20 protein-coding genes, 1 riboswitch and 1 other annotated feature are annotated in these 21,269 nt (G+C 34.6%); of the genes, 14 read left to right on the forward strand and 6 right to left on the reverse strand.

Translation table 11 applies throughout. The features are described from left to right. The first annotated feature begins 27 nt into the window (after positions 1–27). Positions 28–738, forward strand: coding sequence for a DUF554 domain-containing protein (locus tag D2K40_RS04970; protein WP_117153573.1), 711 nt, complete (start codon positions 28–30; stop codon positions 736–738). A gap of 45 nt (positions 739–783) precedes the next feature. Here D2K40_RS04970 and yyaC read toward each other — a convergent pair whose 3' ends face one another. Then, the gene (yyaC, locus tag D2K40_RS04975) at positions 784–1,383 is read right to left on the reverse strand and encodes a spore protease YyaC (protein ID WP_117153575.1); all 600 of its coding nucleotides are present in this window, start codon (positions 1,381–1,383) and stop codon (positions 784–786) included. 86 nt (positions 1,384–1,469) lie between these two features. Here yyaC and D2K40_RS04980 point away from each other — a divergent pair, with 86 nt between their 5' ends. The 7 genes from D2K40_RS04980 (at position 1,470) to serA (ending at position 8,219) form a co-directional block, all read left to right on the forward strand. Next, positions 1,470–2,495: a YkvI family membrane protein gene (locus tag D2K40_RS04980; RefSeq protein WP_117153577.1), complete on the forward strand. Its 1,026-nt coding sequence runs from the start codon at positions 1,470–1,472 to the stop codon at positions 2,493–2,495. 141 nt (positions 2,496–2,636) lie between these two features. Next, the gene (locus D2K40_RS04985; protein ID WP_117153579.1) at positions 2,637–2,831 is read left to right on the forward strand and encodes a DUF951 domain-containing protein; all 195 of its coding nucleotides are present in this window, start codon (positions 2,637–2,639) and stop codon (positions 2,829–2,831) included. A gap of 260 nt (positions 2,832–3,091) precedes the next feature. Then, on the forward strand, positions 3,092–4,192 hold the full coding sequence (ychF, locus tag D2K40_RS04990; RefSeq protein WP_117153581.1) for a redox-regulated ATPase YchF: 1,101 nt from the start codon (positions 3,092–3,094) through the stop codon (positions 4,190–4,192). 174 nt (positions 4,193–4,366) lie between these two features. Next, positions 4,367–4,657: a 30S ribosomal protein S6 gene (gene rpsF, locus D2K40_RS04995; protein ID WP_117153583.1), complete on the forward strand. Its 291-nt coding sequence runs from the start codon at positions 4,367–4,369 to the stop codon at positions 4,655–4,657. A gap of 12 nt (positions 4,658–4,669) precedes the next feature. After that, on the forward strand, positions 4,670–5,170 hold the full coding sequence (ssb, locus tag D2K40_RS05000; RefSeq protein WP_117153585.1) for a single-stranded DNA-binding protein: 501 nt from the start codon (positions 4,670–4,672) through the stop codon (positions 5,168–5,170). Between the two features lie 27 nt (positions 5,171–5,197). Next, positions 5,198–5,428 (forward strand): 30S ribosomal protein S18, encoded by a 231-nt coding sequence (gene rpsR / locus D2K40_RS05005; protein ID WP_090851159.1) that lies wholly within the window; start codon positions 5,198–5,200, stop codon positions 5,426–5,428. A 690-nt stretch (positions 5,429–6,118) separates the two neighbouring features. Next, positions 6,119–6,354, forward strand: a binding site (T-box leader). Positions 6,355–6,632: 278 nt separating this feature from the next. Beyond that, positions 6,633–8,219 carry a phosphoglycerate dehydrogenase gene (serA, locus tag D2K40_RS05015; RefSeq protein WP_117153589.1) on the forward strand — a complete coding sequence of 529 codons (1,587 nt, stop codon included), beginning with the start codon at positions 6,633–6,635 and terminating at the stop codon, positions 8,217–8,219. A gap of 79 nt (positions 8,220–8,298) precedes the next feature. On the opposite strand, the gene D2K40_RS05020 is transcribed toward serA, so the two are convergent. After that, positions 8,299–8,859 carry a hypothetical protein gene (locus tag D2K40_RS05020; RefSeq protein ID WP_117153591.1) on the reverse strand — a complete coding sequence of 187 codons (561 nt, stop codon included), beginning with the start codon at positions 8,857–8,859 and terminating at the stop codon, positions 8,299–8,301. Positions 8,860–8,884: 25 nt separating this feature from the next. On the opposite strand from D2K40_RS05020, the gene D2K40_RS16340 reads away from it, so the two are divergent. Continuing rightward, a complete protein-coding gene (locus D2K40_RS16340; RefSeq protein WP_162879136.1) occupies positions 8,885–9,055 on the forward strand; it encodes a hypothetical protein in 171 nt (56 codons plus the stop codon). Here the strand turns inward: D2K40_RS16340 and D2K40_RS05025 are convergent, their stop codons facing one another. From D2K40_RS05025 to D2K40_RS05035, 3 genes are all read right to left on the reverse strand, one after another. Beyond that, on the reverse strand, positions 9,056–9,700 hold the full coding sequence (locus D2K40_RS05025; RefSeq protein ID WP_117153593.1) for a GNAT family N-acetyltransferase: 645 nt from the start codon (positions 9,698–9,700) through the stop codon (positions 9,056–9,058). It abuts the gene before it with no gap. A 377-nt stretch (positions 9,701–10,077) separates the two neighbouring features. Beyond that, complete coding sequence (locus tag D2K40_RS05030) at positions 10,078–10,851, reverse strand: HAD family hydrolase (protein WP_117153595.1); 774 nt, start codon at positions 10,849–10,851, stop codon at positions 10,078–10,080. A gap of 85 nt (positions 10,852–10,936) precedes the next feature. Beyond that, positions 10,937–11,986: a homocysteine S-methyltransferase family protein gene (locus tag D2K40_RS05035; RefSeq protein WP_117153597.1), complete on the reverse strand. Its 1,050-nt coding sequence runs from the start codon at positions 11,984–11,986 to the stop codon at positions 10,937–10,939. Between the two features lie 88 nt (positions 11,987–12,074). Then, a riboswitch (SAM riboswitch) is annotated at positions 12,075–12,176 on the reverse strand. Positions 12,177–12,425: 249 nt separating this feature from the next. On the opposite strand from D2K40_RS05035, the gene D2K40_RS05040 reads away from it, so the two are divergent. From D2K40_RS05040 to dnaB, 4 genes are all read left to right on the forward strand, one after another. Beyond that, positions 12,426–13,367 carry a YybS family protein gene (locus tag D2K40_RS05040; protein ID WP_117153599.1) on the forward strand — a complete coding sequence of 314 codons (942 nt, stop codon included), beginning with the start codon at positions 12,426–12,428 and terminating at the stop codon, positions 13,365–13,367. Between the two features lie 31 nt (positions 13,368–13,398). Beyond that, positions 13,399–15,375 carry a DHH family phosphoesterase gene (locus D2K40_RS05045; protein WP_117153601.1) on the forward strand — a complete coding sequence of 659 codons (1,977 nt, stop codon included), beginning with the start codon at positions 13,399–13,401 and terminating at the stop codon, positions 15,373–15,375. Then, complete coding sequence (rplI, locus tag D2K40_RS05050) at positions 15,372–15,818, forward strand: 50S ribosomal protein L9 (protein ID WP_117153603.1); 447 nt, start codon at positions 15,372–15,374, stop codon at positions 15,816–15,818. The genes D2K40_RS05045 and rplI overlap by 4 nt, the downstream gene beginning before the upstream one ends. Positions 15,819–15,896: 78 nt before the next feature. After that, a complete protein-coding gene (dnaB, locus tag D2K40_RS05055) occupies positions 15,897–17,276 on the forward strand; it encodes a replicative DNA helicase (RefSeq protein WP_117153605.1) in 1,380 nt (459 codons plus the stop codon). Between the two features lie 59 nt (positions 17,277–17,335). Here dnaB and D2K40_RS05060 read toward each other — a convergent pair whose 3' ends face one another. After that, on the reverse strand, positions 17,336–19,213 hold the full coding sequence (locus D2K40_RS05060) for a methyl-accepting chemotaxis protein (protein ID WP_162879137.1): 1,878 nt from the start codon (positions 19,211–19,213) through the stop codon (positions 17,336–17,338). A gap of 766 nt (positions 19,214–19,979) precedes the next feature. Here D2K40_RS05060 and D2K40_RS05065 point away from each other — a divergent pair. Continuing rightward, positions 19,980–21,266, forward strand: a complete 1,287-nt coding sequence (locus D2K40_RS05065) for an adenylosuccinate synthase (RefSeq protein WP_117153609.1) — start codon at positions 19,980–19,982, stop codon at positions 21,264–21,266. The last annotated feature ends 3 nt before the right edge of the window (positions 21,267–21,269 follow it).

A 21,269-nucleotide genomic window follows, 5' to 3' on the forward strand; every position in this document is an offset into this window, starting at 1 on the left:
AACATTTTGAATGGTGGTGTTAGTAATATGGCTTTATTAGGGACAATCATTAATGGGATTGCAATTATAACTGGAACCATATTAGGGCTGTTTTTTTCAAAAATTCCTGAACGTTATAAGGAAACAATTCTAAGTGGTATCGGTTTAGCGGTAATTTTAATTGGACTACAAATGGCTTTACAAGTTAATCACATCATTATTGTCTTATTAAGCATTATGACTGGTGCGTTAATAGGAGAATTGTTAGATATTGAAAACAAATTAAACCAAATCGGTGCATGGGTAGAATCTAGTATAAGTAGTCATAAAGTAGATTCTAAGATTTCGCAAGGTTTTATTACAGCAAGTTTAATCTTTGTTGTCGGTGCGATGGCGATTGTTGGTGCATTAGACAGTGGTTTAAGAGGTGATCATGGTGTGTTAATAACGAAGTCAATCTTAGATGGATTCACTTCTTTAGTTTTAGCGACAACATTAGGTTTTGGTGTGGTATTATCTGCGATTCCAGTAGTTTTATACCAAGGTTCGATAGTACTACTAGCAACAACAATTGAAAATCTAGTACCAGAAGCTTTTTTAGACAGCTTCATTATTGAAATGACAGCAACAGGCGGCCTTTTAATTGTTGCGATTGGTTTGAATATGTTACAGATTACATCGATTCGAATTGCTAATCTATTACCATCTTTAATTATGGTAGGTATTTTACTTGCAGGTTACCAATTTATAATAGGATAATCATGATTAAATAGATTAACTATAAAGAATAGAAACTTTTTTTAATTAAAGAAAAGTTTCTATTTTTTTGCGTTCCATTGTTGGGTATGAGAGAGCATGATGCAAATAATGCAATGATTTTGCAATTGTTTCTGCCATTCTCATAACAATATGTAAGCGGGTGCTTTGTAAAACCATATAATCCATATAGCCATTAACATTAACAATTCCAGTAATATAAAGGTCACCAACAGCAGGTAAATCTTTTTCTAAAGCAGCACCAGGTCTAATTGTTCCTATTCCTGTCGTGATCATGCCAACGGATGCTCTTTTACCCAAACATGCATCAACCGCAATTATAAAAGGATTAGTATGTTTTTTATTGATATTATCTAAGCATTCCGCTAAATTAACTGCATGAACAGGGTCTTCCAAGCTACCATATACAGTAAAGTGCTGATGTTTCCATTTGTTTAATAGAGTGCCTGTTAAAGGTCCAAGAGAGTCACCTGTAGATCGATCTGTACCAATACAAACTATTACAAACTCATGCGGATCTGATGGTAGCCTTTGATATAATGTCTGACCAAGAGAACGATATACAAGGGGATCATCAAAATGAAATCGTATTTCTCTTTTAGTAAAGGTTGACTCTTTTAGATTCATAGCTTTCCCTCCAATAGCATATTTGTATTAGTATACGAATTTTTATCTAATTCTATACATCTTATAAATATTTAGGAGTGAATATAATGGGAAAAGCTAGTTTAAAGTGGATTTTTCTAATAATAGGAACAATGATAGGTGCTGGTTATGCATCAGGTAGAGAGCTATGGCAATTTTTTGGGCCGGAGAGTGGACTAGCTATTGGTTTATTTTCTATCCTGTTTTCAATCTGCTGTTATACGATTTTAATTATTAGCTTTGAAAATAAAACAACACATTACTTACCAATACTAAAAATATTAGTAGGAAAGCGTGTTGCACATTTGTATGATATGATGATTATTATTTATCTATTTACAACTACTGTAATCATGCTTGCTGGAAGTGGAGTAACTGTTGAAGCATTTCATTATCCGTATTGGTTGGGAATAGTCCTGATGTGTATCCCTTTAGTGCTCGTTTTTGTTTGGGGTATTGATGGTGTATTATCATTAAATAGCTTTATATTACCCTTATTAATTGTTGGTTTAGTTAGTGTACTGATCTCTTTTTTATTTAAAGAAAACCTTACATTACTTACGACAATGGATCAACAGAAGAATTGGATGGCTGCTCTACCCTTTACAGCATTAAACATTCTACCTTTAATCGCTGTTTTAGGCGCGATAGGTAATCAAATGCAATCAAAAGGAGAGGCTTTACTTTCAAGTGTTGGAAGTGGCTTGATTCTCGGTTCTATTTCCTATCTATATAATAATAGTTTGGTGCAAATTGCGGATGACATATTAGTTTATGAAATTCCGTTATTCGCTATTTTAAAGTATTATCCATATGCGATGTTCCTTTTCATGTCAGCATTATTGTGGTTTGCCATTTTTACTACTGCAGTGTCTGGAACATTGGGTTTGGTAACTAGAATTCGAGATATGGTTCGTGTGCCATTATGGTTGCTTGTGTTAGGTTTAGTATTAGCAATGATACCTCTTACAAAGGTTGGCTTTGCGACCTTAATAGAATATTTATATCCGTTATATGGGTTATTAAATTTGTACATTATGTCAACTTTATTGTTGTATCCGATTATTAATCGATACAAAAAGGAAGCAAAGTGATAAAATACATAGTAGAAGTTAAAAGTATGAGAAAGTTTATATAAACTAATTAAGTTATTCTGACTAATGCATTATACTTTAGTAAGCGGTGCATGTGTATATTCTAATTCTAAAAATAATATTACAGGGGAGGAGAAACTAGTGGAAAAAAGTTATCAATTAAATGATTTCGTACAAATGAAAAAAGCGCATCCTTGCGGTGAAAATAGATGGAAGATAATACGAATGGGGATGGATATTCGTATTAAGTGTGAGGGGTGTGGTCACAGTGTAATGATCCCTCGTAAAAAATTTGAGAGTAAATTAAAGAAGGTATTGATTCAAGCGGATGAATAGACATATACAGCTTGTATTGTAAGATGATACAATTACATTAATAATGTTTCACGTGAAACATTAAAAAAAGCAAAAACGATTTATGATGTAAAGAAAAGCATCAATTTTCAAGAAAGATAGGGAATAAAAAACAAAAATAAGCGGAAAAAACATAGTTGTATTCAATTTTTTAATAACTTGTCAATTTGTTTGACTGTAACTATAATTGGTATGACTGAAACGTTCATATGAGCGGTATATCCTTAAGGAGTGGAAGTTTTATGGCATTAACAGCAGGAATTGTAGGCTTACCAAACGTGGGGAAATCGACATTGTTTAATGCGATTACACAAGCGGGTGCGGAGTCGGCAAACTACCCATTTTGTACAATAGATCCTAACGTAGGTATTGTAGAAGTACCAGATTATCGATTAGGAAAATTAACGGAACTAGTGAAACCAAAAAAGACAATACCAACAGCTTTTGAGTTTACTGACATTGCAGGTATCGTAAAAGGAGCAAGTAAAGGGGAGGGATTAGGTAACCAGTTTTTATCACATATCCGTCAAGTAGATGCAATTTGTCATGTTGTTCGTTGTTTTGAGGACGAAAATATTACACACGTATCAGGAAGCGTTGATCCAATTTCTGATATCGAAACCATCAATCTAGAGCTTATTTTAGCTGATTTAGAAACGGTTATAAAACGAATGCAGCGTGTTGAGAAGATGGCGAGGCAAAAGGATAAAGAAGCCGTTGCAGAATTTGATGTGCTTACCAAATTAAAAGATGCATTTGAAGAAGAAAAGCCTGCTCGTTCATTAAGTTTTACTGATGATCAAGAGAAACTTGTAAAAGGGCTTCATTTGTTAACAAGTAAACCTATTTTATATGTTGCAAATGTAGGAGAAGATGAACTTTTAGATGCAGATACAAATCCCAATGTAATAAAAGTTCGTGAATTTGCTGAAAATGAAAAGGCTGAAGTGATTGTAATCAGTGCAAAAGTGGAATCTGAAATCGCTGAATTAGATGGCGAAGAAAAAGAAATGTTTCTTGAAGAGCTAGGGATAGCAGAGTCTGGTTTAGATCAATTAATTAAGGCGACATATCATCTGTTAGGTCTAGCAACATACTTTACAGCGGGTGAACAGGAAGTTCGTGCTTGGACATTTGTAAAAGGAATTAAAGCCCCACAAGCTGCGGGTATAATTCATACAGATTTCGAGCGAGGTTTTATTAGAGCAGAAACTGTATCATATGATCATCTTGTTGATGCTGGTTCAATGGCTGGTGCAAAAGAAAAAGGGAATGTACGATTAGAAGGAAAAGACTATTTGGTGAAAGACGGCGATGTAATGCATTTCCGTTTTAATGTGTAAGCCTGGATCATTACAAACGTAAGCTCAAATTTCCGTATAAAAGTATATATTAAGTTACTGTTGCACTTTACAATTAAGTTTGGTATAATACTTGATTGTGAGTAATGTATATAATTACTCCTTGTTCCTTTTAAATAAAAAGGAGCCGCTAAGACCAAAAGGAGGTGCAAACGGATGAGAAATTATGAAATCATGTACATCATCCGCCCAAACATTGAGGAAGAAGCGCGTACAGCTTTAATGGAGCGTTTTAACAGTATCCTTACTGATAATGGAGCGGAAATCGAAAAAGTTGATGAAAAAGGTAAGAAAAGACTTGCTTATGAAATCAATGACTTTCGTGATGGCTACTATGTAGTGATTAAATTTAAAGGCGATGACAAATCAATTAATGAATTTGATCGTCAAGCGAAGTTCACTGATGACATTATTCGTCATATAGCAGTTCGCGAAGACGACAAATAAGGAGGGGTTCTCATGTTAAATCGTGTCGTACTTGTCGGCAGGTTAACGAAGGATCCAGACTTACGCTATACTGCAAACGGTGTTGCAGTAGCTAATTTCACCATAGCCGTTAATCGACCATTCTCTAACCAACAAGGGGAGAGAGAAGCAGACTTTATCAACTGTGTCGTATGGAGACGTCCGGCAGAAAACTTGGCAAACTTTATGAGTAAAGGTAGTCTTGTTGGTGTTGATGGTCGTGTGCAAACTCGAAACTTTGAAGGACAAGATGGTAAGCGTGTATTTGTCACAGAAATTGTAGCAGATTCTGTTCAATTCCTTGAGACAAAAGGCGGTGGCGGATCAAGTTCGCAGCGTAGTGGACAAGGTTCAGGTGGGTATAACCAAGATCCGAACCCAAACCAGTCGTCTAACAACAATAATAACAATAATACGAACCAATCAAATGAACGTGGTCCGTTCGAAGATAACGGAGAACCAATTGATATATCAGATGATGATTTACCGTTTTAATTTTGATTTATAAAGGAGGGCTTTCAGATGGCAGCTCGTCGCGGACGTTCAAAACGTCGTAAGGTGTGTTACTTCACAGCGAATGGTATTACACATATTGACTATAAAGATGTTGATTTGCTAAGAAAATTTGTTTCTGAGCGTGGGAAAATTCTTCCTCGCCGTGTAACAGGTACTTCTGCAAAATATCAACGTAAATTAACAAGAGCGATCAAACGCGCACGTCAAATGGCTTTATTGCCATACGTGAACGATTAATTTGTTCAAATGAAAACCTATCTTTCTGTTTTGTCTGTAAAGACAAATTCAGAAAGATAGGTTTTTTTGTTAGTCTCTATTTGCAATATGTTATTAAAACATTCGTACTCGATATATGATGCGACGTGACTAGGCGTGAGTTACTAGCCCGCTACGCCAGCAAGTAGTTTTGTTGAGCCTAGTAATCGCAGGCCCAAAAATCGCTTTATATTTTCAAGGAGTGTCAAACCTTTTCTTCCTTGCTGGATAGCGCATCTATATTTTTATATTGATTGCAATGTTTAGGTTTTTTAACTCTCGTATTTTTAGCTTTTATTGATTGTAGTGTACTATCTAGCGCATCAAATAGAATTGTTGACACTCCTTGAAAATAAAAAACGATTTTCTGCGTGCGATGTGAATTCATTGAAGCAATCCTTGTCCTGCAGGAACAGCGGATGTTTTTGATGGGGCTGCGATTACTCGCCCCATCATAAAGCTCTGCCTTCGGAAAGGGAAATAATTTCATTTGAGAAGCGGGTCAGAGGAACAAAGGTTTAATGCGTAGTTTATAGAAAATCTGTCATATTGGTTCATACAACACTTATGTAAGGGTTGTTATAACAAATTGTTATTGTTTTTTCATTAAAACTGTTGACAATTAATTTAATCGTGCTATGATAAATGAAAATTCAAAATACTTTGTAAATGATAAATACTTAGATGAAGATAAGTTTATTGTTGCTGATTCATTAGAGAGCTGGTGGGTGGTGTAAACCAGTGTTTCACACAATAGATAGCACTTCGGAGTATGCAGATTGAACATTTAGTAGATCTGCACGGTTATGCCCGTTACGCATTATTCCAATGAAGACTGTATATTATTTTCAAATTAATACAGTAAAATTAGGGTGGTACCGCGGATGTTCCAACTTTTCGCCCCTTACGTAAACGTAGAGGGTGGAAAGTTTTTTTAATTGCTTTTTTTCACTGATAGGAAAGTATAAAATTTTAGCATGTTTTTAGGAAATCAGTATAAGTGCAACTAGGCAATCACCGGCGCCGGAAGGCTTGTTGCTAGCTAAGTTTTCTTTTAGTTGAATAATGTACCAAAGTTATAAATAAAACAAAAGAAAGGAGCTCAATCTTTATTCATATGATTTATAACAACTAATAGTATTGCAAGCTTATTTAAGGTATTAAAAATAACTAGGGGGTAATCTACATGACATTTCGAGTATTAATAAGTGATCCATTAAGTGAAGATGGGATTTTTCCATTACGTGAAGCAGAAAAAATAGAAGTAGATATGATAACTGATTTAACACCGGAACAATTGGTAGAGAAAATTAAAGATTACGATGCACTGCTTGTTCGAAGTCAAACGAAGGTAACACGTGAGATTATTGCACAAGGAGAAAAATTAAAAATTATTGGCCGTGCGGGTGTTGGGGTTGATAATATTGATTTAGAAGCTGCAACAGAACATGGTGTAATTGTAGTGAATGCTCCTGATGGTAATACAAATTCAGCTGCAGAGCATTCAATGGCGATGCTGATGTCTTTAGCTAGAAAAATCCCACAAGCCTATAATGCACTAATGCAGAAAAAGTGGGACAGAAAGTCATATGTCGGAGTTGAGGTAAAAGGTAAAACATTAGGAGTCATCGGCATGGGGCGCATTGGTAGAGAAGTCGCAATGCGCGCAAAAGGTCAACGGATGAAGATTATCGCATACGATCCATTTCTAACTGAAGATAAGGCAGAACAACTTGGGGTTGCATATGGATCAGTAGAAGACGTGATCAAAGCAGCTGATTTCATTACAATGCATACACCACTGTTAGAAGAAACAAAACATCTAATTGATGCAAAAGCATTTGAAAAAATGAAAGATGGCGTACAAATCGTCAATTGTGCTCGTGGTGGTATTATAGATGAAGATGCTTTATATGATGCAATTGTATCTGGAAAAGTTGCTGGAGCGGCTTTAGATGTGTTTGAAGAGGAACCAGCTACAGACCATAAGTTATTAGAATTACCACAAGTAATTGCAACACCACACCTTGGTGCAAGTACTGTAGAAGCACAAGAAAGCGTAGCAATCGATGTTAGTCATGATGTTGTAAGATTATTGACTGGTGGACTTGTGCGTAATCCAGTTAACTTGCCATCTGTTTCAAAGGATTTAATGCTGAAAATAGAGCCATACTTTTATTTAGCTGAAAAGTTAGGACTTTTCTTAACACATAGTACAGAAGAAGTGATTGAAGAAATTACAATCTATTATGCTGGTGAATTATATGAAGTAGAAGTAACACCACTAACAAGAAACACAATTAAAGGACTGCTGAAACGTCATTTTGGTGATCATATTAATGATGTTAATGCAGCATATTTGGCGGAACAGCGCGGTATAGTGATTAATGAGCAAAAAACAAGTACAACAAAAGGTTTTACAAACTTAATCACTGTAGAAGTAAAAACAAAATCAGGTACTAAAACTGTAGCAGGCACATTGCTAAATGGTTTAGGTGCTCGGATTGTTAAAGTTGAAGAGTATAGTGTTGATGTGGTCCCAGAAGGGCACTTAGTATTTATTCACCACAAGGACCAACCTGGTGCAATTGGAAAGGTTGGAAGCATTCTTGCAGAGCATGATATTAATATTGCGACGATGCAAGTTGGTAGAGCAGGGGTTGGTGGAGAAGCAATTATGCTACTTACAGTTGATAAATTATTAGATGAGGCAGATATTAAAGCATTAACTGAGCTCCCAGATATTAATAAAGTAACTGCAATGAATTTATAAACAAATTAACAATTATAATAACTAGAAAACACTCAGGGAGAGCTCCCGGAGTGTTTTTCTTAGTTAATCTAATTTTGAGTTATTTTTTCCATTTACTAAAGTGGAGGAAAATGCTTGTAAACCAATAAGCAAATAAGGCTAACCCATAATCAATAAAAAAAAGATAGAAATTATTCATTCCATTAGATAATCTATATAACCCTAACCATTGGAGTGTTCCAGCATAAATGAATGCAAAAAATAGACTTAATACAAATCCGTAAGCATAGAAATTTTTATTTTTGTTTAGTGTAAACTGATACAATAAAAGGTATGAAACGGGAATTAGAGCTGCATCAATCGCAATGTTTGATGTTAAAAAAGGAATCATAAAATATGGATACTCCCAAAAATTATTTCTATTCATAAAAGCATCTAAATATGACAAGAATACATGAAATGTGTAGCCATAAAAAGATACAAGAAATAACTTTTTCCGATCGATAAAATAAACAAAAGCAACTAAAGGCATAATAAACATAAATAAAATTAGCCAAAATTGCCATGTATCATATGAGGAATATATTTTCCAATAGTGATTAATTACATTCGATAATTCTCGCTCCATGTTGTTAATATTTTCAAGCATTTGTTCCTTCAACGTTGAATTCCCCCTTAAAAGGATTATGGAGGTAGTATTTGCAAGTATTTTTAAATTATTTCAATTAAAAGATGTAAATGTGATTGAAAAAGTGAAGATCATTGTTGCACATATTGGTATTGGTCTATGTGGTAATAAGTTATTAAGTCAAAAAAAACAACAAAAAGCCGATTTAGCTTTTTGCTGTTTTGGTTAACTATTTTTTCATCAACTTTTCGAAATATTTATTGCCATTATCTTCTTTTTGCTCAAAGCCCATTTTTCTTAAATATTCTATATGTTCATCGTTTGTTGAATAGCTGATTAACCTGTTATACCCTCTATCTAAGAAGTAATCTTTACTTTCCTCATAAATAAAGCTTCCAATTTTAAAATCTCTATATTCTGGAATAACAAAATCTAGTTCTACCTTTAAAGTGTTTTCATCATACTTAGATCCTAAAAACACACCAGCTGGCACCATGTTTCGTAAGATGTAAAAGCTAACTTCGTATGTGTTTTCCTTTAGCTTAGCAGGATCTACAAATTTTTTGATTCCTTCTCTATAGAAATTTAGGAAATGACTAAAATACTCAGAATCCCTTTCTATTGAGAGTATTTTAAAGTATTCTTTCTTAGCTCTAGCACTATATATTTTTACAAGATAGTAAACATTAATGATAGCGATACCTAAGTTCATTAACCCAACCGGTAAAGCACCTATTAAAAAACCATATAATGAGAATAAGCTAGACCCTAATAAATTGATCCACCTCAGCTTAATAATTGAACTCATTAATAATGAAATAAGTACAATAAGTGAAGCTAAATACCCTAACCATTCTAACCAATTAAAATCCATTCTTCTTAAATCCCCTTTCAAAAAATCAAGAAATTAATTATAACACAATATGAACAGATAGATATAATTAATAATAGTTTGTGAAGAATTCAGGTTATGATTCGTCTCTTCACGAATTAAAGTTATATTTAGTTAATTTTTTTTTGTTTGAGGAGAAATTTTTGTTCTCCATTTGATAAAAATTAATTGGGAGGGAGGAAGAGTGTCGGAAGATGTCTATGCTGACATTATAGATTCACCGAAACCAGGCCAAATTAAAAAGATAGCAGTATAATTGACAGACCAATTATACTGCTAAAGGTTTAAAATTAATGCTTGTGACTTTTTATTGGTTTACAATTCTCGCGAACACATTAGTTTCGTTTCATTTCATCTAATCAAATTAATTCAAATAATTCTTCAAGATGCTTTATTTCATAAGTCGGTATAACTTCTTGCATTTCTTTTTCCTCTCGATTAATCCAGACATTTTTAATTCCGGCTCTATTTGATCCTAGAATATCTGTCATTAAGTTATCACCAACCATTAGTACTTCTTCTTTTTTTACATTTGCAAGCTTTAAGGCATGTTCAAAAATACTTGGATCAGGTTTCCCTTTGCCAAAATCACCAGAAATGAGAATATGATTAAAATATTCCTTTATTTCAGGAGTGATAGCTAGTTTTTTTTGTTGCAAAGATGGAGCGCCATTGGTTAATAACAATAGCTGATAATTCTCTTTTAGTTTACCTAAGACAGAAAACGTTTCCTCATACACATAAGGGTGTCTTTCCCGTTCCTTTATAAATTGCTCTGCTAATTGTTCTCCAAAGTCAGGGTCATCAATACCGCATGCAGTCAATCCATTTATCCATGCCTGCTTTCTATAGGTAGGGATGACTTCATACATTTTACGAAAAGATGTATGATCATCATCAAACGTGCCCCAGAGCCCTTCAAACGGGTTAATTCCGATCATCTGCGTAAATTCGAACGTGTCATAACTAGCGTATAACTTACGTGCTTCACCACGAACAGCATCTTCTAATGCTTGTTGCTTTAACCCGTGTTTTTCATGAGCTAGCTTGCAAGTTGCTTGAAATGCTTGTTGGATACTTTTTTTATCCCAAAGTAAAGTATCATCTAAATCAAAGAATAGTGTAGTTATCAACTTTTTTGCTCCTTTGCCATATAAACTGCATCTATTATAGCAATATCGTCGGCCTTTTTCACTAAATATTCTGAAAAAATCAATGCTATGCTTTTGTACGATAGCCAAGGTTATGCGATTTTAATGTTTCGTCTTCACCAAATAAGAAGTGCTTTTCCATATTAGGAGAATACTTTGAATTTAATGTTTCAATTCCTACTGCCTCAGCAACAGCGCGTAGCATTGCTGGAGAAGCACCACAGCAAAGTCCGATATAATTAACGCCTATTGCTTTAGCTTCTTTAGCCCATGCGGCCAACTCATAACGATTATGATAGAGTGGGTCTAACGCTGTTGGAAAAGATGTTTCTAAAGAGCCGTGACAACTACAACCGCCATCAGGTAAATTAAAAAACGTTGGGTGTTCCTCAGTAGTTCGATATGGAACAGGTAATCCTGCAACATGACCATCTACAGTTTTACAAATTTTTTCAAGGTAGGGTTGCATTGTATCGGGTCCTCTAAAACAATTCATTCCTACAACAAGTGCCCCTTTTTCTGAAAGGATTCTGCAAGACTCTTCTACGCTATAGCCATCTCGCAGAATATTTTCTCCCATTAAACCTAAGGTAATCACAGCAGGAAGCTCTTTGTTTTGAATTTCTTCTAAAGCGATAACTGCTTCTTCGTGATAATAAAATGTCTCCCCATTGATATAATCAACTTGTTCTTCTTTACACCACCCAACCATCTCAGCAAACATGCTTCTTACTTTCTCTTTTGATGCAGGGTCTTCTGGATCGAAAATGTTCGTGTTTGAAATATTACCTGCTACAAGGGCTTCTTCAACAGGATGTTCTTTAGCTACTTCTTTAGCTAAACGTATCGCATTTCGATTTAAAGGTTCTAATAGATCTTCTTTTCCAATAATGCGCATCTTTTCACGGTGTGCATTATAGGTGAAGGCTAATACAACATCTGACCCCGAAAACATAAAATCTCTGTAGGTTTGTTTTAGTGCTTCAGGGTTGTCGAGTGCTACCTCTGGCACAAAAGAACCAGCCTGTAGATACCCTCTTCTTTCTAATTCAAATAAGTAACCTTCGCCAGCAATTACAGTACCATCTTTTAATCGTTCTTCTAAACTACGTTTCATTTTTTTCCTCCTTAATTATGTGTTTTCAGAAATAAAAAAACTCTTCTTAAGATAAGAAGAGAATGTATCGCATGATTAATGTGCGCTCTTCTTATCTTCAAGCATTTTGCTTCTGGAAGTAGCACAGTACCAAATAGGGTCTGTTGCTGAGGTATCAAAGGGCCAGTCCCTCCACCTCTCTTGATAAGAGTTATAATATTTTGAATAATTTGATTCTTGTTAGTTTAATATAGATATCCATAAAATGCAATAGCCTTTTTGCAAACAATCATTTGTTATTTTCTATTGATATCGTTTATAATCATATAGTGGGAAAAAATAAATGGTTATGAAAAGATTAACCAGCTATAGAAGATAAAAGAGCTATCACATCAAGCACAGCGCAATAGCTGTGCTTTTTCTAAGCAAATAGCTAGTTTAGTTAAGGAGTTTTTGACTGATGTATGATGTAAAGAAAATTCAAGAGGGTGCAGTGTTAGGTGCAATTTATGGACTATTGTTAATGCTAACATTGTTTGTTCCTGGAAGTGAATTAGTAACAATATTTCTAATGCCAATACCATTTGTAATTTACACGACCCATCATGGATATAAGTCGACCCTAGTTTTAGGTGTTATTGTAACACTATTATCTTTTTTAATAGCCTTTGTTATCTCAGTACCTCTAACAATTTTGGCTGTATTAGGTGGAACGATGATAGGGCAAGCTATTCATAAGAAAAGACATGCTTATGAAACATGGGCAATGGGAACTGTTGGTGTGACAATTGGATTAGTAACATTATTCGTGTTGATTCAACTGATCACACAAATTAATTTAGTTGATCACTATCAAGAATTAGTGGAAGAATCAATGGTGACAAGCCAAACGATGCTTACATCAATTGGAATGGATATTTCACCAGAAGAAATTAATTTAATTGAAGAAGAAATGAAAAATATTATCAATCTATTGCCGTCAATTTTGGTGATTTTTGCAATTGCTATTACTTTTGTAACACAATGGACAAGTTATAAACTTCTAAACTGGAAAGAAAGTAAAAATCTAAAATTTCCACCTTTTCGTATGTTACAATTACCCAAAACAATTATTTGGATTTATTTAATTACAATTATGTTTACTTGGTTTCAACTAGATCCAACAAGCAACTTGGCGTTTTCGGTGATGAATGTAACGAACCTTATTGGTATATTGATGGGTTTACAAGGTATCTCTTTTGTTTTATTTTACTTTTATCATAAGAGATCTTCTGTAGCAGTTCCTATTATAATTATTATTTTTAGTATTGTTTTTTTACCAGTAGGGCTGTATATGTTGCGGATTATAGGTATAATTGATATTGGATTTGGACTTAGAGAAAGATTAGGAAACAAAAAATGAGCTCGTGTTTTGGGTGTAGGAGCTGACAATTATGTTAGATTTTTTTAAGAAGCCAACGTTGAGCAAACATTTATGGATTATCTATGGCTTATCCCTTCTATTCTTAGGGTTTATTTGGTATTTCCAATGGATGTTAGGTATTGTAATGACAGGTCTTTTAACGGCTTCTTTATATTATAGTATTCAAGCGGAAAAACATCTGTTGAACGAAACAGAAGAATATATTACGACACTATCACATCGGGTTAAAAAGGTAGGGGAAGAAGCATTACTTGAAATGCCGATTGGTATAGTATTGTACAGTGAAAATTATAAGATTGAGTGGACCAATCCATACATGAATAAGTTTACAAAGGATGAGACACTGGTTGGGCAACCATTAAAACTTCTTTCTGAAGATTTAACAAAAATGGTACAAGAAGAGCAAGATGAGGTTTGTATACCTTTAGGAGAATATGACTTTAAAGTTGTGATAAAAAAAGAAGAGCGTCTCTTGTATTTTTTTGATCGAACTCAACAAACAGAAATTCAAAACTTATATCACAATGAACAAACTGTTTTAGGCATAATCTTTTTAGATAACTATGAAGAAATTACGCAAGCAATGGATGATACAAACAAAAGCCAAATCAATTCTAAAGTTACATCAATTCTAAATGACTGGTCATTGGAATATGGTATCTATTTAAAACGAACTTCACAAGAGCGCTTTCTTGCTGTGATGAATCAGCAAATCTTAGAACAATTGGAAAAATCAAAGTTTGAAATCTTAGATGAAGTTCGCGAATTAATTTCGGATAATAAAAATGTACCACTGACACTAAGTATAGGCGTTGGTTTAGGTGGTGTGGCTCTACCAACCTTGGGTGAACTGGCACAATCCAGTTTAGATCTTGCCTTAGGACGCGGTGGTGACCAAGTGGTTATTAAAGAAGATGCAGGAAAGGTTCGCTTTTATGGTGGAAAAACTAATCCAATGGAGAAGCGAACACGAGTAAGAGCACGTGTTATTTCACATGCATTAACAGAGTTAGTTCGTGAGAGTGATCAAGTAATGATTATGGGGCATAAGGCTCCTGATATGGACTCAATTGGTGCAGCAATTGGTATTTTAAAAATAGCACAAGCTAGCAATGTCGATGCTTTCATCGTGATAGATGAGGAAGATATAGATACAGGTGTACAACGATTGATAGAAGTTATTAAAGAGGAAGAGACGTTATGGTCACATTTTATCTCACCGCAAGAAGCGCAGGATATGATAACAAAAAATACGCTCTTAGCAGTTGTTGATACACATAAGCCATCTCTTGTTGTGGAAGAGAGGCTTCTAAGCAAGACAGAGTATGTTGTTGTTATTGATCATCACCGCAGAGCGGAAGAGTTTATTGATCATCCAACACTTGTTTACATGGAGCCATATGCTTCTTCAACGGCAGAATTAGTAACTGAACTATTAGAATATCAGCCAAATACGTTAAAGCTTAATATGCTTGAATCTACTGTATTATTAGCAGGTATTATTGTTGATACAAAAAGTTTTACATTACGAACAGGATCACGAACTTTTGATGCAGCTTCTTATTTAAGATCAAAAGGTGCAGATACCATATTAGTACAACGATTTATGAAAGAAGATTTAGATGTTTATATTAAACGTAGTCACCTAATAGAAAGTACAACAATTTATCGAGATAATATTGCAATTGCAATGGGTAAACCGGGTGAATCGTTTGGCCCAGTTATTATTGCGCAAGCTGCTGATACACTATTAACAATGAGTGGAATTGTTGCATCTTTTGTTATTTCTGAACGTAATGATGGCAGGATTGGTATTAGTGCCAGATCTCTAGGTGACGTTAATGTGCAATTGATAATGGAAAGAATGAATGGTGGAGGCCACTTAACCAATGCAGCTACACAATTAGATGATGCATCAATAGAAGATGCTTATGTACAATTAAAAGAAATTATAGATCAATCTATTGAAGGAGGAGAACAAGAATGAAAGTAATTTTTCAAAAAGATGTTAACGGAAAAGGTAAAAAAGGAGAAGTGAAAAATGTTTCAGAAGGATATGCACGAAACTATCTCCTAAAAAACAACTTAGCTGTTGAAGCAACAAGTGGTAACTTAAAAGCTTTAGAAGCTAAAAAAAATAAAGAAAAGAATTTAGAACAAGAAGAGATAAATGAAGCAGAACAGTTAAAAGAGAAACTTGCAAATATGGAAGTTGAATTAAAAGCAAAAGCTGGAGAAAAAGGTCGTTTGTTTGGGTCAATTACAAGTAAACAAATTGCTGAATCATTAAAGAAGAACCACAATATTAAACTAGATAAAAGAAAAATAGAGTTAGATAACCCAATCCGTACAATGGGTTATACAAACGTACCAGTCAAACTTCATCCAGAAGTGACAGGTACAATTAAAGTTCATGTAACGGAACAATAATAGATCGAATGGTAGGTTTCATCCTATCATTCGATCATCTATTTGAACTATTTTACAACAAGAAAGGGGAGGAACTGCATGAGTGAAGAGTGGAATGAACAACGGACACCACCACATAATATTGAAGCGGAACAGGCAGTCTTGGGTGCGGTTTTCTTAGAACCTGATGCAATGTCAACAGCTTCGGAATTGTTACTTCCAGCAGATTTTTATCGTGCAAGTCATCAACGCATTTTTCAGATCATGACGCAGCTATCAGACAAAGGAGAGCCAATTGACCTAGTAACAGTTACAACCGCCTTGTCGAATTCAAAATTGCTAGATGATGTCGGTGGCGTATCTTATTTAAGTGATTTAGCCAATGCAGTTCCTACCGCTGCCAACATTGGTTACTATACAAAAATTGTTGAAGAAAAAGCACTGTTACGTAGGTTGATCCGAACTGCTACGGATATTGTTACTGAAGGCTTCTCAAAAGAAGATGAAGTAGAAGAAGTACTGAGTGATGCCGAAAAGAATATACTTGAAGTATCTAATCGAAAGAATGCTGGTGCTTTTAAAAACATTAAAGATGTTTTGATTGATGTGTATGACAACATTGAGCAATTGCATTTAAATGAAGCAGATGTAACTGGAGTTCCAACCGGATTTCGTGATTTAGATAAAATCACCTCTGGTTTTCAACGTAATGATTTAATTATCGTTGCAGCCCGTCCTTCTGTAGGTAAAACAGCATTTGCCTTAAATATTGCGCAAAATGTGGCAATAAAAACCGATGAGAATGTAGCGATCTTTAGTTTAGAGATGGGTGCAGACCAATTGGTAAATCGTATGTTATGTGCAGAAGGTAATATCGATGCACAACGTCTTCGAACAGGTAATTTAGAAGCAGAAGACTGGGGAAAATTAACGATGGCAATGGGGAGTCTATCAAATGCTGGAATTTTTATTGACGATACACCAGGGATTCGTGTTAATGAAATACGTTCTAAATGTCGTCGTCTAAAGCAAGAACATGGTCTTGGGATGATATTAATTGATTATATGCAGCTCATCCAAGGTAGTGGTGGAAGTTCAAAAGAAAATAGACAGCAAGAAGTATCAGAAATCTCTCGTTCTTTAAAAGGACTAGCAAGGGAATTAAATGTGCCGTTGGTTGCCCTGTCACAGCTTTCTCGTGGAGTAGAATCTAGACAAGATAAACGTCCGATGATGTCTGACTTACGTGAATCAGGAAGTATTGAGCAAGATGCGGATATTGTTGGCTTCCTGTACCGTGATGATTATTATGATCAAGAATCTGAGAAACAAAATATTATAGAGATTATTATTTCTAAACAGCGTAATGGTCCAGTTGGAACCGTAGAACTGGCTTTTGTAAAAGAATATAATAAGTTCGTAGATTTAGACCACCGATACGATGAAGCAGATATACCACCAGTAGGTGTGGGCGGATAAAAAAAGAGCATTCATATTTGAATGCTCTTTTTCTATGTTGCAATTGGTGTTGTAACCCTCTATTCCTTGTCAACTTGGAATTGAGTTATTTGTTGTGTTAATTTATGCAATTCTTGTTGCATTCTCTTGATTTGTTCTCCTAGTTCTTTTGTCATTCCTTCCTGGTTTTGAGTGGACTGTTCGACTTCTTCACAGCCAGAAAGTGTTTCTTCAGAAAATGCGGATAAGTTTGTAATCATGTCACTTAGCTCTGTATTATGCTCTTGCATATTATTTGCTTCATTGTTTAAATTGATCGTGTTTTGTTCAACAATTTGGACACCGTTGATAATATCCTCAAATTCTTTTAATGTTTTTTCAAATGTTTCTATTTGTAGTGTGTTTTGTTCTTCTAATTCATTGGTGTTGTGAAGTATTGCATCAGTGCTTTCTTGAGCATCTTTGATTATATTTGTTATTTCTTCGGAAGAGGCATGTACTTTATCTGCTAATTTCTTCACTTCGTTAGCTACAACAGCAAAGCCTTTTCCATGTTCACCAGCACGTGCTGCTTCAATAGATGAATTAAGTGATAAAAGGTTAGTTTGTTTGGCTATGTCCGTGATAACCTCTGTTATATTATTAATTTTTTCTGTTCTTTGTGCTAACGTTTGCACATTCAACACAATTTCTTTCACCTTTTTCAACGTTTCTTTCGATTGTTCAGATAGGTGATTGATCTGTTCTTCTCCTCTGTGACTGGACGATTTCGTTTCTTTAGTGCTTCTCTCCACTTCTTCAATCATCGCAACTACTTCAGATATAGAACTAGAAAGTTCTGTATTTAATGTAACTCCGTTTTGGATATCCATTGTTTGTTCGTTAACGCCAGAAGTTATATGGTTACTAGATTCTTTAATATCTGAAGCGTAATTTTTAATTTTATCTGAGTTCTTATTAATAACGTCACCTGAATCTAGTAACGTTTTAGAAGTAACTTTCACTTGTGATATAAGACTCACTAATTTGTCGCTCATGTTGTTGTATCCTTTAGCCAAAAGGCCAAATTCATCTTTTCTATTTGAGTCCATTCTCGTAGTCAAGTTTCCGTTACCCACCTCTTCGAAATGCGTAATGAATTTTTGAATGGGTTTTGTGAATGATGCAGCAATAAAATAACCTATAATTGCAGTTAATGCTAATACAATTAGTAGAATAAAGATTGCGGACTCTCGAACCTCGTTTAATGATTCTGTTAATGTGTCTAGGTTTACGGTTGAGACCAAAAACCATTCGGTTCCATTGATACTCTTATATGAGACAAAATTTGTATGTCCATCTTTTTCCTGTTCAAAACTGTGGACTTTTTCGTTATCTTCGTTAAATGTAATTCCGTTTAATATTTCTTTATCGTTTAATACATCTAAACCGTTGCTATTAAGTAATGCTAATTTCTCATTTTCACTATCGGCAGATTTCATACCTAGTTTTTCTTTGACTGTCTTTATAGATACATTTACTTTTACAATTGCTCTATAAGGTTCTTCTCTAGTATTTTTGATAGGCACAATATAACTTATTATATCTTCGTCGGCGTATTTATAGGTGTGTCTTTTATACCAATAAGCACCTTTCTTATTTTGGTTCTCTTTAAACCATTCTGTATCTTCGAACGCATTTTCACCTCTGTCACCTGCGTATGAAGCCCCACCTTCAAACACTTTTCCTTCCTGTGTGAATACGAAAATACTATCTATTAAATTATTGCTATTTATAGCTGTTACTGTTAAAAATTCCTCCAACTGATTTTCGATCAAATAAAAATCTTCAGGCTCTTCTTCATAATTCCTTATCGCTTGTTTGAATGTTTTATTCGAAGCAACTTGCAATAGTTCTGCAGTTACTTGACTTAGCACTTCCGACGTCGTGTAGCTCGTCGCAAATAAACTATCTTCCATAGAAGACTCGAAATTTTCCTTAATAATGGAAGAACTTTGGTTATAGTTGATAACGCTTACAACTATGAACGGAATGGTTACTAGCGTTATAATTAACAACATCAATTTAGTTTTTATGCTGTTCAACCTAACCTTTCCAAATTTAGGCTTTGCTAGCTTGGGCTTTTTGGCCTTAAACCTGAATTTTTTGCTATTTTGCACTTCTGATTGCTTGTCCTCATTTTGTTTTTTGTTAATCATATTATTTGTAATTTTTGGAAAATTAAATTTAAACTTTTTTATGATTAGCACCTCCTATGGACATGTTTATTTTATAACAATATATTTCCATTCGTCAAGAAGTTCTATGATTCGCGCCGCATAAAAAAATACTGTTTTAATTTAATGCCACGATCATTACTATCAAATTAATATAAACAACTACCTTGCATAAAGTTTGTTTTCATTTGCAAATAAACTTTATAATATTTTAGTTAATGGGTTTTAATATATTAAATGGTAATAGAAGACACTAAGATAATCGGTATTTAAAAGCTGAGCATGTGAAATATGTAGATAACTTACATTTATTTTGAACTTTTAAAGAAAACCATAAAGTCGAACGAATATGTATATTTTATATTAAACGTTCGTATATTTTGTTGACAAGGTAACAATAGATTGGTACACTAATTTTGGCGTGTTGATCTAAAGTTTTAGATTAATAATAGGAACGAAATAGAACTGATAATTAAGTTATAAAATATATTTGGCGGAGGTGCCGAAAATGTCATCAGTAGTTGTAGTTGGGACACAATGGGGCGATGAGGGAAAAGGAAAGATTACCGATTTTCTATCACAAAATGCAGAGGTTGTAGCACGATACCAAGGTGGAAATAACGCAGGACACACAATTAAATTTGATGGTGCGACTTATAAGTTACACTTGATTCCATCAGGTATCTTTTTTCAAGAAAAGACATCTGTTCTTGGAAACGGTATGGTAATTGATCCAAAAGCAATTGTTGAAGAGTTAAAGTATCTTCATGATAAAGATGTTAATACAGACAACTTAAGAATTAGCAACCGTGCACATGTTATTTTGCCGTATCACTTGAAACTAGATTTCTTACAAGAAGAAGAAAAAGGCATTAATAAAATTGGTACAACTAAAAAGGGAATAGGTCCAGCTTATATGGATAAAGCTGCAAGAGTCGGGATTCGTATTGCAGACCTGTTAGATAAAGAAGCTTTTCGAGAAAAATTAGAGCAAAATTTAGCAGAAAAAAATCGTTTATTTTCTAAAGTTTATGAGATAGAAGAGATGAAAGTAGAAGATATCTTAGAAGAATATTACCAATATGGTCAAGAAATTGCTAAATATGTTATAGATACATCAGTTGTTTTAAATGATGCACTTGATCAAGGGCGTCGTGTATTATTTGAGGGAGCACAAGGTGTTATGTTAGACATAGATCAAGGGACCTATCCATTTGTAACCTCATCTAACCCTATCGCTGGAGGAGTTACCATAGGTTCCGGTGTAGGTCCAACCAAAATCGATCACGTAGTGGGTGTATCGAAGGCTTATACTACTCGTGTGGGAGATGGACCATTCCCAACGGAACTACACGATGCTGTTGGGGATAAAATTAGAGAAGTTGGTAATGAATATGGCACGACTACAGGACGCCCACGCCGTGTAGGTTGGTTTGATAGTGTAGTAGTCCGTCATGCCCGTCGTGTTAGTGGTATAACAGATTTGTCGTTAAATTCAATTGATGTCTTAACAGGTATTGAAACATTAAAAATTTGTACAGCTTATCGCTATAAAGGTAAGGTAATGGAAGAATTTCCGGCTAGTCTAAAAGTTTTAGCAGATTGTGAGCCTATTTATGAGGAACTACCTGGTTGGACAGAAGATATAACTGGTGTGAAAAGCTTACATGAACTACCGGAGAATGCCCGTCATTACTTAGAGCGTATCTCCCAATTAACGCAAATCCCATTGTCTATATTTTCAGTTGGTCCTGATCGAATGCAAACGAATGAAGTGAGAAGTGTATACAGTTAAAGA

The sequence above is a fragment of the Paraliobacillus quinghaiensis genome (genome assembly GCF_003426025.1).
Classification (GTDB): domain Bacteria; phylum Bacillota; class Bacilli; order Bacillales; family Amphibacillaceae; genus Paraliobacillus_A; species Paraliobacillus_A quinghaiensis.

Bases quoted from the DNA above. Each gene is read 5' to 3' on its own strand.
- D2K40_RS04970 (WP_117153573.1), top strand. From the start codon at position 28: ATGGCTTTATTAGGGACAATCATTAATGGGATTGCAATTATAACTGGA.
- yyaC (WP_117153575.1), bottom strand. From the start codon at position 1,383: ATGAATCTAAAAGAGTCAACCTTTACTAAAAGAGAAATACGATTTCAT.
- D2K40_RS04980 (WP_117153577.1), top strand. From the start codon at position 1,470: ATGGGAAAAGCTAGTTTAAAGTGGATTTTTCTAATAATAGGAACAATG.
- ychF (WP_117153581.1), top strand. From the start codon at position 3,092: ATGGCATTAACAGCAGGAATTGTAGGCTTACCAAACGTGGGGAAATCG.
- rpsF (WP_117153583.1), top strand. From the start codon at position 4,367: ATGAGAAATTATGAAATCATGTACATCATCCGCCCAAACATTGAGGAA.
- ssb (WP_117153585.1), top strand. From the start codon at position 4,670: ATGTTAAATCGTGTCGTACTTGTCGGCAGGTTAACGAAGGATCCAGAC.
- rpsR (WP_090851159.1), top strand. From the start codon at position 5,198: ATGGCAGCTCGTCGCGGACGTTCAAAACGTCGTAAGGTGTGTTACTTC.
- serA (WP_117153589.1), top strand. From the start codon at position 6,633: ATGACATTTCGAGTATTAATAAGTGATCCATTAAGTGAAGATGGGATT.
- D2K40_RS16340 (WP_162879136.1), top strand. From the start codon at position 8,885: ATGGAGGTAGTATTTGCAAGTATTTTTAAATTATTTCAATTAAAAGAT.
- D2K40_RS05025 (WP_117153593.1), bottom strand. From the start codon at position 9,700: ATGGATTTTAATTGGTTAGAATGGTTAGGGTATTTAGCTTCACTTATT.
- D2K40_RS05035 (WP_117153597.1), bottom strand. From the start codon at position 11,986: ATGAAACGTAGTTTAGAAGAACGATTAAAAGATGGTACTGTAATTGCT.
- D2K40_RS05040 (WP_117153599.1), top strand. From the start codon at position 12,426: ATGTATGATGTAAAGAAAATTCAAGAGGGTGCAGTGTTAGGTGCAATT.
- D2K40_RS05045 (WP_117153601.1), top strand. From the start codon at position 13,399: ATGTTAGATTTTTTTAAGAAGCCAACGTTGAGCAAACATTTATGGATT.
- rplI (WP_117153603.1), top strand. From the start codon at position 15,372: ATGAAAGTAATTTTTCAAAAAGATGTTAACGGAAAAGGTAAAAAAGGA.
- dnaB (WP_117153605.1), top strand. From the start codon at position 15,897: ATGAGTGAAGAGTGGAATGAACAACGGACACCACCACATAATATTGAA.
- D2K40_RS05060 (WP_162879137.1), bottom strand. From the start codon at position 19,213: ATGGAAGATAGTTTATTTGCGACGAGCTACACGACGTCGGAAGTGCTA.
- D2K40_RS05065 (WP_117153609.1), top strand. From the start codon at position 19,980: ATGTCATCAGTAGTTGTAGTTGGGACACAATGGGGCGATGAGGGAAAA.